Here is a 13,404-nt window from a genome sequence, read left to right as displayed (position 1 = left end):
GGGATTTGTCGTGAGAATCGCGGTCTCTCTTTTAAGCTTCGCCTTGGTTGCGGTATCTCTCCAAGCGCAGACGCTATTCCCCGCGCGCGCCCACAAGGAATACCGGAGTACCTCTGCAAGCTCCTACGTCTCTATCGTTCAGAAGAGTGGCCAAGTCAATATCGATTTGACCAGCGGCGAGCCCGTCTTCACCAATGTGTATCCCATGGTGTGGCTCGATGGCGAGGAGAAGCCCAAGCCGCTGCCCGTTCTCGGCAAGGCAACGAGCCGCCGGGAAGTCAGCGACAAGCTGGGCAAGGGCCAGGGAATCGGCATGACGTTCAAGTCGTGCGAGTGGCTCCATAATACGTACCCCACCGAACCCTACCTTACCGTACAAGTTGCCTTCACCAACACGGGCAAGAAACCTGTACGCGTAAAAGCATTGATGCCTTGGTGTACCGGTGACAAGCGCAATGGCGGATTCTCTCTGGGGGCTGGCACCTCCGAATGCCAGGTTCTCGAAAATGGACGCAATTTCCCCGGCGACGAATCCCCCCCAGCAATGACGCGTGGCGCCGCCTCAAGTATGTGGAATCTCTTAGCACTGAATACGCAGAATCGGCGTTCGCTCGTGGCCGGGTTCTTGACCAACGATCGCGCCTATACGCGTATCCGCTTCGATAATCCCACGACAGACGAGACATTCGGCGAATTCTTCAAAGAGTTCTCGGCTGAATGTGTCTACGATCCCCCTGTGGAACTGCAACCTGGCGAACGATTGGTATCCGAAGTACTGTACCTTAGCATCGCGGAACGCGACCCCTTTGAAGGGTTGGAACGCTTTTCCCGCCATATGGCCGCCGTTAACAACGTGTCCGGAAAGCGCCCGTTTTCCCCTCACGGCTGGGACTCCTGGAACACGGAATACCGCTCTGACATCAACGAAGCCCGGGTGTACGAGAATCTCGATTTCATCGACAAGAACCTCAAGCGCTATGGCTGGACACACTTTGCAATCGATGACGGATGGCAGAACGCCAAGGGCGACTGGGAAGTCAATCCGGAACGCTTTCCGAACGGCCTGAGATCCATTACCGATGCCATTCACGCGCGCGGCATGACCGCAGGCATTTGGATTGCTCCCTTCACGGTCAATGTGAACTCCAATCTGGCGAAAGAGCACCCCGACTGGCTCGCAGCACCCAATGCGCAAGGCCGCGAGGTCGTCAATGAGGATGACCGCATCCTCGACGTCACTGCCCCGGGCGCTTTGGACTACGTCCGCCAAGTTGCCGCACGAATAAGCAATGAGTGGGGCTTCGACGCGCTTATGGAAGCCGACTATGTTTACCACTTGCTGCTTGCCGAAAAGTACCACGACACGTCGCTGACACGTGTCGAGGTATTTCGTAAAGGCATGCAGGCCTTGCGCGAGGGCATGGGAGAAGACAAGTTCATCATGAGCTTCGCTCCTCTCGCCGTAACAGGCACCATCGCCGACGGCATGCGGCTCGGCAATGACTGCGCCCCCATTTGGCGAAAGGATCCCGAGAAGTGGCCGTGGGGCTGTGTCGAGACGATGACAACAGCGGCGCGCCGCTACTACTTCACGCCGTCGCTCTGGTCGCCTGACGTCGATTGCGCCTACTTCGGCCATGACGCCACACGCGCGCGGTGGGACGTTGCCGACAAACCAAAACTCACTCGCGATCAGACGCTCGCGTGGCTGACGGGCCAAGTCATGACCGGGGGAACGGTGCTTATTGGAGATCGCTTCTCTGGACTTGCGCCAGACGAAGTTGCAGTCCTCCAGAAACTGCTGCCGACGGTGGGCCGTGCACGCCCCATCGATTTGTTCGAGGCCGACAATCCTCAAATATGGCACTTGCCTGTCCGTAGCGCGGTGGGCAACTGGTCGATTCTCGCGCTGTTTAATTGGGACGAATCCGCTGCCAAGACGGTTCCCGTTTCATTTGCGAAACTCGGACTCGACCCGGAGGGATACTTCACCGTTTACGGTTTCTGGGAGGACAAGTACTACGGCATTGGCCAGAAGCAACTCGAAGTGAACATCCCGCCCGGCGGCGTGCGCCTGCTGGCGTTGCGTCCGTACGAGAACCGCCCCATGTTCCTTTCGACGAATCGCCACTTCTCGCAGGGAGCTACCGATTTCAAGTCACTTGAGTGGAATTCGGCCGCCAGGACGCTCCATGGCGTGTTTGAGGGCGTGGCCAACACAGACTATACGATTCGCATCCTCATTCCGGATCCATACAAGGCGGAGACTATTTCTGTTTCAACGGGCAATGCGACAACTCAGATGGAGCAGAATGTGCTTCGCATCGACCTGCATTGCGACTCCGATGGACCCGTAGACTGGCGCTTGAGGTTCTGAACAAATCGATCCCGATATGGTGGGAGTGATATAGTCCAGGTATGGCGCTGACGCAGGAACAACGCGAATGGTTGACGCTGACGCTGGTGCCCGGAGTGGGCACCACGTTGTTCATTCGCTTGCTGGCGCGGTTTCGGACTCCCGCAGCCGTGTTGCGCGCGCCCAAACATGCCCTTCAAGACGTCGTCGGTGAAAAGCTTGCCCAACGCATCACGCAATACAGCGACGTTGTAGATGTCGATGCCCAAGAACGCGCCATGGCAAAGTACGGTGTCACCCTGCTGACGATGGAAGACCCGCGCTATCCCCTTCGTTTGGCTGAAATCTACGACCCGCCACTCGTGCTCTTCGTGCGCGGCGAGTTGCGCGATGAAGACCAGAATTGCGTAGCGCTCGTTGGAACGCGGCGCGCCACGCCCTACGGTCTACGTATGGCGGAGAAGTTCGGGCGTGAAATGGCCGCGCGGAATGTCACTGTGGTTAGCGGTCTGGCATTGGGGGTGGATGCAGCGGCACATCAAGGCGCCATCGACGCGGGTGGGCGCACGGTTGCCGTTCTTGGTTGCGGCGTCGACATCGCATATCCGCCGCAAAACGCCGACCTCATGCAGGACATCACGAAGCACGGTTGCGTTATCTCTCAGTTTCCCATGGGAATGAAACCTTCAGCCGGACATTTCCCCTATCGCAATCGCATCATCAGCGGCATGACGATGGGGACGCTCGTTATCGAAGCTCCACTTTCGAGCGGGGCGCTTATTACGGCGCGGCAAGCGGCGGAACAAGGCCGCGAAGTGTTCGCCGTTCCCGGCCAAGTGGGTGTACTCAATAGCCAGGGCCCGCACCTTCTGATTCGCGAAGGCGCAAAACTCGTGGAGACGGTTGAGGATATCCTTGTTGAGCTGAACCTTCCCGCAGACGTTCGGACAGAACTTCCTCGGCCAGCAGCGAGTCGCGCGACCACGTCCACAACGCCCAGAACCGAGACGCCTGCGCCGCAAGCAGCCTTCGAGCCGGCCCCTCCCCCCCCGCAACGCCCGCCGGCGCCCACTCCGGAAAAACCGTCGCAGCCCGCGGGACTCGAACGGATGGTCTTGAAAGCCCTGTCTCCCACTGGCACGCATGTCGATGAGATTTCTGCGGCATGCCGCATCTCCATTTCCGATGCCCTGAGCACACTCACGCTCCTGGAGTTGAAAGGCCTCGTGCGCCAGTTCAGCGGCAAGCGTTTTGCACCCCAATGAACCCCGTCGATCCGCTCATCCGCAAGATTCGAACTGGCGAGCCCATACCCGCACCCCTCGCTGCGATTCTCACAGCGGCCACTCCAATCCAACGTGTCGGGATGTGGTTGCGCCACCGCAAACCGCGTGAACGCGTCAACGCTCGTGTCATCAGTTTCGGAAACATCACGGCAGGGGGAACGGGAAAGACACCCGCCGTGATCGAGCGCGCAAGCAAGGAAGTGGCCGAAGGACGTGTCGTCGGAATACTCACCCGCGGACATGGGCACACGCGCAAGGTCGCGTCGATAGTAATTGCGCGCGGCGAAGAGGCTGCGCACATGAGCGATGTCATCGGCGACGAGCCCGCGTTGATTGCGAGCAAGGTCCCGGATGCATTTGTGGCACGCTCGGCTGACCGTGTTGCCGCAGCACGTAAGCTCATCGATGAACACGGCTGCGACACGCTTATTCTCGACGACGGATTTCAATACGTGCAGTTGGAGCGAGACGAGAACATCGCGCTGATCGACGCCTCAAATCCATTTGGCAACGAGCGCCTTGTTCCGCGCGGGATACTTCGCGAACCAGTCTCCGCCCTGGCCCGCGCCACACAGCTCATCCTGACGCGCTGTGATCAAGCGCGCGATCTGGATGCCTTGCTGCGCCGGATCGAATCGATTTGTCCAGGCATCCCGATTCGAAAGACCTATCATGCTCCCGTTCGGCTTCGTCGAGTTTGCGACGGAGAAACCATGAGCCTGAAGACGTTGAAGGACGACCTCATCGCCGTTGCCTGCGCAATCGGCAACCCGGAGTCGTTTCTACGAACGCTTCAAGACATCGGCGCGAAGCCTTACCTGATCATCACTAATCTGGACCATGCCTCGCTGCCTCTGGAGAAGTTCTCCGAGCATCCAAAGGTTATCGTCACGGAAAAGGATGCAACGCGCATTCGGACCGCCCCCAGTAACGTGTGGGCGCTGGAAGTCGAACTCAGAGACTGCTGACCGATGTGACGCTATTCGGAAATGGAGCGTATTTCCATTCGCGGCAACAGCGCTTCTACTTCTTCTCGCGAGAAGTGGCCAATGTCCCACGACATGGCGTTCGCCGTGCCTGCCGCGCACCCGAGCATGGCCATCATCTTCAGCGGCATCCCCTCGATAAGGCCAATGGCAAACGCAGATAGCAGTGCGTCACCGCTGCCCACGGGATTCACCTCGCGCACGTGTGGTGGAATCACTTGAAAGCGTTCGCTGCCTCGCGAAACCAGCGCGCCTTCTCGCCCCAGTGACAGTACGACAAGTTCGACTCCGCGCTGGTGAAACTCTTCGACAGCGCGCCATCTCGCATCCATGGTCTCGAGGCTATAGCCGAGCAGTTCCTCCGCTTCGGAGATATTCGGCTTTACCATATACGGCACGGCCTCCAGCCCAAGTGCAAATTCAGGACCGTGCGAATCAAGCAGGGCAACTACCTGAGCCTTTTTTGCGATGGGGATCAGCTCTCGATACAGCCATTTGATACTGGGGTCCGGCACCGTTCCGCTGAACGTGACGACCTTTGCCCCCGGCAAGGCATTTCGAAAGGTCTCGACAATACCCTGCGCCTCTTCGTTGGTAACCCGCGATCCGGGCTCGAAGAACGCCGTCTGACGATGTACGGTCTGCTCCAGGACCGTCGTGATGGTGCGTGTCTGCGAAGCAACCCACGCAGGAATGCACTCAATGCAGTCTTGCTTTTCGATCATCTCGACGACATGCGCGCCGCTGTGTCCGCCGACAATGACCATGGCGCGCGTTGTCCGTCCCAAGGCGGCGATACCGCGCGATACGTTGGTCCCCTTACCTCCCGCGATGCAGGTGCAGCGCGAGGAACGCATAAAGGTCCCAATCTTAATCTCGTCTACGTAGACCGTCTTGTCTACGCACGGATTCGGTGTGACGGTGAGAATCAATACGGCCCCCTTCGATGTAGTGATTCACCACTTCTTACGCACAGGAATTCCCGCGCGATCCAACTCCTCTTTAATCTGCGCAATGGTATAGTCGCCCATGTGAACCATGCTTGCCACAATCGCGGCGTCAGCTTGCGCTTGCCGGAATACATCGATCAAGTGCTGCGGCGTGCCCGCTCCCCCGGATGCGACTACCGGTATTCCCACGCTTCTGGCAATCAATCCGGTCAGAGTCAATTCGAAACCGGTGCGCATGCCATCCGCATCTACGCTATTTACCACGATCTCGCCAACGCCAAGGTCCTGAGCGCGCTTTGCCCACTCCAGCGCGTCAATCCCGGTACGCTCGCGAAAACCGCGCACCGTGATTTCATACCCACTTGGAAACTTGGCGGGATCGTCTGCCTTGACGGGGTCCATTCCCAGCACGATGCACTGCGAACCGAAGATACGCGCACCTTCGCCAATGATGCCGGGATTGCGCACGGCCAGCGAGTTAACCGAGACTTTCTCGGCCCCCGCAAGCAGTACGCGATACATATCGTCGAGACTTTCGATTCCACCGCCTACGGCAAACGGAATATGAACGACCTTCCCGATCTCTCGTACCATCTCGATGTCGATGGGACGCCGCTCGGCGGATGCGGTGATGTCATAGAAGACCAGTTCGTCGGCGCCGCCGTCGCTGTAAGCTACGGCCATCTCGATGGGATCGCCAATGTCCTTGTTGTTTTGAAACTTGACGCCCTTGGTCACCACCCGATTGCGGACGTCCAGACAGGGGACGATTCGTTTACTCAGCATTTTCCGTCCCACTCCGTGAAGTTCTTCAACATGCGTATTCCTATTCGGCCGGAACGTTCCGGGTGAAACTGCGTCGCGAACAGACTTCCGCGCGCAACCGCCGACGCGAACGTCACGTCCGCATATTCGGTCTCGCCCACCACGTGATTCGTGTCCGTTGGCGCTGGGTAGTAACTGTGAATGAAGTAGAATTCGCTTTCGTCTTCGACGCCTGCAAACAAGGGGTGAGGCGTCTTGAACCGCATTGTATTCCAACCCATTTGCGGGATCTTGCACATGGGGTCGGAGGGACGGAACCGCTTTACGTTCCCCGGAATGATCCCCATGCAATTGACGCCCCCGTCTTCTTCCGAGAAATCAAAGATGACTTGCGTTCCAAGACAAATACCCAGCGTCGGTGTACCACGGTCAACGACCGTCTTTAAAGTCTGCGCGAGGTCCAGCTCGTTCAAGTGTTCCATCGCGGATCCCGCGGCGCCGTCGCCGGGGAAAATAACGCGATCGGCCGCAAGCACTTCCTCGGGCTTACGCGTAATCATACCCGGCACGCCCAGATACTCGAGCGCCAGTTTGACGCTCGTCAAGTTCCCTGCTTTGTAGTCGACAATCGCAATCATGAGCAACCCTGTGAAGTAGCGCCGGCATGCAGCCAGCCTTCTCTTTCTATCCGTATCGGACCGCCCGCGCACGGGGGGCGGAAGCTATCCCTCTTCATACCGCTGTAATGCGCATCCTGCGGCGCCAATAACGCCCGAATCCGCGCCCAACCCAGCCGGAACAATCTTCACCCGGCTTCCGGGCACGTCAAACGATTGCGCGCGTGCGGTCTCGCGAATGGGATCGAACAGGATGTCGCCGGCGGCAATCATACCGCCGCACAACACAACCATTTCCGGATTCAACAGATTGATGAGGCTACCGATGCCGGTGCCAAGCCAAACCGCTGTTTCGCGCATAACCCACGCGGCAAACTTGTCGCCTTTGGCAAGCGCATCATAGATCATTTTCCCGTCAATGAGAGAAAGGTCACCCTTGCACATGTCCGTCAATAACGTCTTCTCGCCTGCTTCGATCCCTTCGACGGCAGTTCGGCCCATCCCGGTCACGGATGCATAGGCTTCAAGGCACCCCTTGGCTCCGCAGTTGCACTGACGTCCCTCGCGGCATACGTTCATGTGTCCGATTTCCGCTGCCGTGCCATCAGGGCCCCGCAGCAACCGGCCAAACACCACAATGCCCCCCCCGACGCCCGTACCGAGTGTCAGGCAACACATGGAATCTACTTCCCGGCCCGCGCCAGACCAAAACTCACCCCACGTCGCGACATTGGCGTCGTTGTCGACAAAAGTAGGGACTTTCAGGCGGTCTTGCATAAGATCCGCCAGCGGGACATTCTCCCAACCCGGAAGATTCGGGGGACTGAACACCACACCCGTTTCCCAGTTCATGGGACCCGGCGCGCCCACCCCCACCGCAAACATGTCGCAGGGATCGGCTTCTGCCATTTCCAGGGCACGTTCGACGCTGGCAACCATCGTGTCTATCACATGGTCAAGGCCCAGCTCCGCATTGGTCGGACGGCTGTCCTTCGCAATCATGGACCCATTCCGCGCAACAATCGCGGTCTTTACATTCGTTCCCCCGAGATCGATTCCCGCTACTACTGACTTCACGACTTTTTCTCCACACTTCCCCTGATATACGAAACGGCGCGTGCGATTCGCTCCAACACCGCATCCTTTCCCAGTAATTCGGTCAACTCGAACAGGCCCGGCCCCACACTCTTGCCCGTGAGGGCAAGGCGCGTCGGGTGCACATACTGACCCAATGCCAGCCCTGACTTCTCCGCAAGCTCCTCAAACGTATGCTTGATTGCCTCGGCGGTCCATGGTTCCACGGAGGTGATTGTCTGCACAATCAACTCCATGCGCTCCACTGCATCCGGCTTGTCCCACTGCTTCTTGACCGCCTTCTCTTCATACTGCGACGGATCGGAGAAGAAGAAATCGGTGTACGCCACGATATCGTTTAGCGTTGGTATCTTCTCCTGGCAGATTGCGGCCATGCGCGTGAGCCACTCCGGTGATTTCGCCGAAGTATCAAGACCGGCTGCCTGCATAATCGGAATCACGCGGTCGCGCAATTCGTCCGGCGTTAGCCGGCGTATGTGCTGTCCGTTGATCCACTGAAGTTTCTTCAGATCGAACTTGGCGGCGGACTTGCCCAAGCGCTCGATGTCGAACGCCTCGACAAGCTCCTCACGCGTGAACAGTTCGCGCCCTTCTTCGGCGGGCGTCCATCCAAGAAGCGCTACATAGTTGATCAGGGTCTCCGGCAGATAGCCATCGTCGCGCCAATCAAGCACGTTAGCCCCGTGAAGTCGTTTGCTGTACTTCTTGCCGTGCTCATCCAGGACCATCGGCAGATGCGCAAACTTTGGACGCGCATATCCAAGGGCGTCGAACAACATGACGTGCCGTGCCGCGTTCGTGAGATGGTCGTCTCCGCGCAGAACGTGCGTAACCTTCATCGTGCCGTCGTCCACGACGACCGCAAGATGGAAGATGGGCTCTCCATTCGGCCGAAGGATAATGAAGTCATCGAATTCCCGATTGTCGACGCGGACGGCACCCTGAACGAGGTCATCTATCACCGTCTCACCGGGTTCCACTTTGAAGCGAATCGAGAATGGTCTATCACCCATGGCCGCGATCTGCTCGGCCGTCAGATTGCGGCATTTACCCGAGTATCGGGGCGGACGCTTCTCCCGCATGGCTTCTTCGCGCGCAGCTTCCAGTTCTTCCTTGGAACAGAAGCACTTATACGCCTTGCCTTCTTCCAGCAAGCGCATCCCCTCTTTTCGATGCAACTCTTTGCGCAGCGACTGACGATAGGGTCCGAACGTACCCTTCTCCGGTTGCCCGGCGAACTCGGGACCCTCGTCCCAATCGATACCCAGCCAACGGAATCCCTCACACATGGCCTCGGCGTACTCTTCGCTGCTTCGCTCTGCGTCCGTGTCTTCAAGACGCAAAATGAACGTGCCGCCCGTCTGGCGCGCGTATAGCCAATTAAACAAAGCGACCTTCGCCGTGCCGATGTGCAAGAACCCCGACGGCGAAGGCGCAATACGAACTCGAACAGTGCTCATTGTGTCAAGTGCTTCCCCTGGTTCACAGAATCGGGTAATGATACACGTTTCTCGTCGCGAGAGTCATCCCAAGCGTTTCGCGAGCGTTTCGCGAAGTGCTACATGGCAAATGCGTACTATCCATGACTCGGATGATGCTGAAATGGGCCATGACGATCACGTGCCGCGTAACGCCGTTTGCCAGGCCGTGTCCCGCTTCTGGGCGGGGGGGCCTCCCCCCTGCAATTTGACGGGGCAAGGGTATAAACCCATGTTAACTTGACGATTCAAGGGTCTTGAGTGGCAACCTCAGGCGGCTGCCCCACAGCAATCGGGCTCCTGAGAAGCGGACCCTGCAAATTGCTTTCGCTCTTACAGGGCTCACGTTGGGAGGGGGATCGGTACCTGGGGTTTCGATTCGCGTCGGTGACGCGAATCTCACCCCAGGCTGGAGTCTGCCGTGCCTACGGCACTTAAGAGAGGAAGCTGTCCCCTTAGCTTTTGTTTCTACCACTGAAACCCGCGCTCCTGCGGTTATTCGCTCGGAATTCATAGCGAAGCTCCTCGCAGGTTGTCGATTCAAGGGTCTTGAGCGGCAGCCGGCGGCGGCTGCTCCACAGTAATCGGGTTCGGGATTCGTAGCGAAGACACCCGCAGGTTGACGATTCAAGGGTCTTGAGCGACAGCCGAGGGCGGCTGCCCCACAGCAATCAGGTTCAGGATTCGTAGCGCAGGCATGATTCGCCCCTCGAACGTTGGCCCTCACATATATGTGGCCGGACGTTGCACTCAATCTGCCCACGCGCGGTTGTTGAAACCTCACGCGGAAACGCGTCAAACCGCCTCGTGCAATATAAGGAAATGGTATGCCTTCCCGTCCAGCGGGTTGACAACTCAGTCGCGTTTTTGACACATTGTGCGCGCTGCAAGAGTCGGTGGCGATCCTGGTCAAGAATTCGCCGGAGCCGAAACGAGACTATCCAGCGGAAGTCATTGCGGTCATTGGGTATGGGCATCACTCAAGTCATTCTCGGTATAAAGGAGTTGACTTGTTAAACCGCGAATCGCTTTGCTCCGGATAGTGTCCTGACGTGCTTGAGCGCCGCCGCCTCTCAAGCCCTGGAACAGACGACCGTATTTGTTGATGCTTGTCTTATTGGATTGTCTCGGTAACTCTTTGGCTACTCAAGACAGACACTGTGGAATTGGTCCGTGCATGGCACAAACCTTCAGGAGGTATATCACGTGAAGACTCGCAACGCTATTCCCGTTTCCCGCTTTCCGCGCCAGGCCGCCGTCATCCGCCGGAACACCGGAGACACGATGATCTTTCTTTGGTCTATTCTCAATTGGATTCTCTGGCTGTTCTTTGGCTATCAGAACCCAGAGCAGAGCTAATCCACTACGTGAAGCCATCGACGGCCGTGTTCGCACGGGGCCGCGCGATGGCTTCATTCATTAGGGAGAGCACGCCGGCCCGATGCGAATCGCGATTGCAGGGCAAGGCCCGTTAGCAGATGCGGCGATGCGGGGTCTGGCGACACGTTCTCACACGGTTGCGGCGTTGGTGTGGAACGGCCGGCGGGTGGGATACGCGCGGCGTCTTCGTATGCGTGCCTGCGAGGCTTTTCACTCATCTTCATCGATGCGCATCCCTATCGTCTGGCTCGATAGCATGGACGAAGGCAATGCCGCCGATCTTGCGCGACTCGATATTGACCTGCTCGTCTCGTGCGGTCTGGATCGCATTCTGAAGCCCGCTATCTTACGCGCTCCTCGCAACGGCTGTATCAACATTCACCCTTCGTTGCTTCCACGCCATCGCGGACCGAATCCCACAGCACATGTGCTGCTTTCCGGCGATGCCGAGACCGGTATCAGCATCCATCGTATGGATGAAGGCATCGATACCGGACCCCTGCTCGCGCAGTTTCGCCATGCGGTAGACCATCGTGATACGGGACTCGACCTGATTCGCAAAGCATGCCAACTGACGGAAGAGAAGATTGCGGGGATAGTGAAATCGTTGGACCAGGCACAGCCAGTACCCCGGTCCGACGCTGACGTTTCGTATGCGGGTTGGCTGTCCGATGACCAATTGACTTTCGAGTGGCACTGGAAGGCGTGCGAGATCGACCGCCTGATTCGCGCCGCGCAGCCCTATGCTTGCGCGCGGTTTCGACTCGGCGACCGCAGCATCTTCGTTCAGCGGGCCGACCTGGATGAAGCAGATCCTGGTGTTGAGCCCGGCACAGTCATGCGCACCGGGCCGCAACCACGCATCGCCGCAGAGGGAGGGGCGATTACGATTCTTCGGGCACGAATAGACACGCCGTTTACTTTCCCCTGGCCGACACCCTGGAATGCGCCCAGGAAGGGAGAGCGAATTCGATAGCGGATTGACCGTCAGTTCGGCTATGGCGCGAGTTCGCGAATCGCCTCGCGAATCTCGCGCAAGGCATCGACGTGTTGCGGTGACCAAGCGCGATGCACCTTATCGTGACGATCATCACCCAGACCCGCCGAACGCGATTTCTTCATCCGCTTGACGATGAGGTCACGAATCTCTTGCGCATTCTCTACACCGCGAATGACTCCTTGGTGCATGTTTGCCGCGAAAGGATTCTCGCCCTGCGAGCCCGCCGTTGCCGTTGCGCCGCCTCCGCCCGCCGTATCCAAACGCACATCCGCAATCCCGAAAAGGCGCTGCAACGGCCCCTGGTTGACCGAGACGTTCTGAACGTTCTCGAACGTTATCGTGGTCTCGCGAACAATCCATACCCCGGTACGCAGCCGGACACTGCGTCCTGTCATCACGTACCAGGTCGTGCAATATTCGACGTAGGTGAACACGTAGCCGACGGAATAGATGAACACAATCAGGAACAGCGCCAGCAGCCCGACAACCACACCGGCCTCGGGTTCATCGGCGGCGAGCGCCAGACTTCCAATGCTCGCTACCAGGAGCAAGGCGGCACAGACAATGCGCAATCCAAGCAGGCTATAGCGCAAATAGCCGGGTGCGGGATGGAAGGTCTCCAGTGTTTCTCCTGGCCGTGTTGGAAGCGCTGGCGGCTCCGAAGGCACACGCAGCAATCCCGTCAAAATACTCCAGATTCCGGAGTCCAAACCGCGTCGAACCAGCGACGGCCTGTTCATATCCGCCCCCTGTTGGCTGCCATGCTACGCAGCAAATCGCGAATCTCATGAAGGAGCGACAGGGCTTCATCATCGGTCACGGGCGAAGGCTTGGAGTCGCCTTCATCGTTCGCGGTCTCATCTCTCCCGCCGCGCATCCGGGAGTAGAGATAGTCGCGCAGTTCATCGGCTTCGATAATGCCCTCAATGCTCAGTTCAGGCGTCGCGCTTCCGGAGGCGGTCTGCAAATGGACCGTGGCCAATCCCAACCAGCGCTGCACGATGTTCTTCGACAAGTGGATGTCCTGCAATCGCCGGTATGTCAGATTGATCTCACGCCGGAATAGGAAACCCCATCTCGCCGAGATACCGTCCTCGTCAAAGGTGTATCTCAGCGTTTCATACCGGAACAGAAGGGGCAGAAACACGATCGGGAACAGAGGCCCCGACAACAAGGAGGTCAGAAAGTAGTAGAACAGCAATCGGCTGGCCGGCCGTTGCGTGCCGCGCGGATAGAATCGCGGCGCGGAATCATGCCCTCTTGAATTCACCCGGCTTCCCTCCTCAATACACCCCAAAGCGCAGTTCCCCTAATTTAGGGTAGCACACTTTGTAAGACGCAAGAATCAGGAAACCGGTTTAGTGAGGCTGGATTCAAATTGTAAGTGCAACAGAGTTTGAAGAGAAGACTTCGTAAGGGGTTCGGTATTTGAGTTTTTTCCTAGGTCGATTGTTGAGTTCCTGGACTAGGGGTTGAAGTTGTTCCTGTGAG

Annotated in this window: 12 protein-coding genes; 5 read left to right on the top strand and 7 right to left on the bottom strand. The window is 58.1% G+C overall.

The window, feature by feature from the left end:
- Positions 1–10 precede the first annotated feature (10 nt).
- The 3 genes from K1Y02_00480 to lpxK are packed head-to-tail and all read left to right on the top strand — an operon-like array spanning position 11 to position 4,610.
- The gene (locus K1Y02_00480; protein MBX7254803.1) at positions 11–2,377 is read left to right on the top strand and encodes an alpha-galactosidase; all 2,367 of its coding nucleotides are present in this window, start codon (positions 11–13) and stop codon (positions 2,375–2,377) included.
- Positions 2,378–2,418: 41 nt separating this feature from the next.
- The gene (gene dprA / locus K1Y02_00475) at positions 2,419–3,621 is read left to right on the top strand and encodes a DNA-processing protein DprA (protein ID MBX7254802.1); all 1,203 of its coding nucleotides are present in this window, start codon (positions 2,419–2,421) and stop codon (positions 3,619–3,621) included.
- Positions 3,618–4,610, top strand: a complete 993-nt coding sequence (gene lpxK, locus K1Y02_00470) for a tetraacyldisaccharide 4'-kinase (GenBank protein MBX7254801.1) — start codon at positions 3,618–3,620, stop codon at positions 4,608–4,610. Before dprA ends, lpxK begins: the two co-directional genes overlap by 4 nt.
- Positions 4,611–4,621: 11 nt before the next feature.
- Here the strand turns inward: lpxK and K1Y02_00465 are convergent, their stop codons facing one another.
- The 5 genes from K1Y02_00465 to gltX form a co-directional block, all read right to left on the bottom strand.
- Positions 4,622–5,560, bottom strand: a complete 939-nt coding sequence (locus K1Y02_00465; protein MBX7254800.1) for a 1-phosphofructokinase family hexose kinase — start codon at positions 5,558–5,560, stop codon at positions 4,622–4,624.
- Between the two features lie 24 nt (positions 5,561–5,584).
- The gene (gene hisF, locus K1Y02_00460) at positions 5,585–6,364 is read right to left on the bottom strand and encodes an imidazole glycerol phosphate synthase subunit HisF (GenBank protein MBX7254799.1); all 780 of its coding nucleotides are present in this window, start codon (positions 6,362–6,364) and stop codon (positions 5,585–5,587) included.
- A complete protein-coding gene (hisH, locus tag K1Y02_00455; GenBank protein MBX7254798.1) occupies positions 6,358–6,981 on the bottom strand; it encodes an imidazole glycerol phosphate synthase subunit HisH in 624 nt (207 codons plus the stop codon). The genes hisF and hisH overlap by 7 nt, the downstream gene beginning before the upstream one ends.
- An 84-nt stretch (positions 6,982–7,065) precedes the next feature.
- Positions 7,066–8,037, bottom strand: a complete 972-nt coding sequence (locus K1Y02_00450; GenBank protein ID MBX7254797.1) for an ROK family protein — start codon at positions 8,035–8,037, stop codon at positions 7,066–7,068.
- Positions 8,034–9,515, bottom strand: a complete 1,482-nt coding sequence (gltX, locus tag K1Y02_00445; protein ID MBX7254796.1) for a glutamate--tRNA ligase — start codon at positions 9,513–9,515, stop codon at positions 8,034–8,036. Before gltX ends, K1Y02_00450 begins: the two co-directional genes overlap by 4 nt.
- 1,224 nt (positions 9,516–10,739) lie before the next feature.
- Between gltX and K1Y02_00440 the strand changes: the two genes are divergently transcribed.
- Complete coding sequence (locus tag K1Y02_00440) at positions 10,740–10,892, top strand: hypothetical protein (protein MBX7254795.1); 153 nt, start codon at positions 10,740–10,742, stop codon at positions 10,890–10,892.
- Positions 10,893–10,974: 82 nt separating this feature from the next.
- Positions 10,975–11,889 (top strand): hypothetical protein, encoded by a 915-nt coding sequence (locus K1Y02_00435; GenBank protein ID MBX7254794.1) that lies wholly within the window; start codon positions 10,975–10,977, stop codon positions 11,887–11,889.
- A 20-nt stretch (positions 11,890–11,909) separates the two neighbouring features.
- On the opposite strand, the gene K1Y02_00430 is transcribed toward K1Y02_00435, so the two are convergent.
- Positions 11,910–12,653, bottom strand: a complete 744-nt coding sequence (locus K1Y02_00430) for a PH domain-containing protein (protein ID MBX7254793.1) — start codon at positions 12,651–12,653, stop codon at positions 11,910–11,912.
- Positions 12,650–13,114 (bottom strand): PH domain-containing protein, encoded by a 465-nt coding sequence (locus tag K1Y02_00425; GenBank protein MBX7254792.1) that lies wholly within the window; start codon positions 13,112–13,114, stop codon positions 12,650–12,652. The genes K1Y02_00430 and K1Y02_00425 overlap by 4 nt, the downstream gene beginning before the upstream one ends.
- Positions 13,115–13,404: the final 290 nt, after the last annotated feature.

This window comes from Candidatus Hydrogenedentota bacterium (assembly GCA_019695095.1).
Taxonomy (GTDB): domain Bacteria; phylum Hydrogenedentota; class Hydrogenedentia; order Hydrogenedentales; family SLHB01; genus JAIBAQ01.
This window is presented reverse-complemented; position numbering and strand designations above follow the sequence as displayed.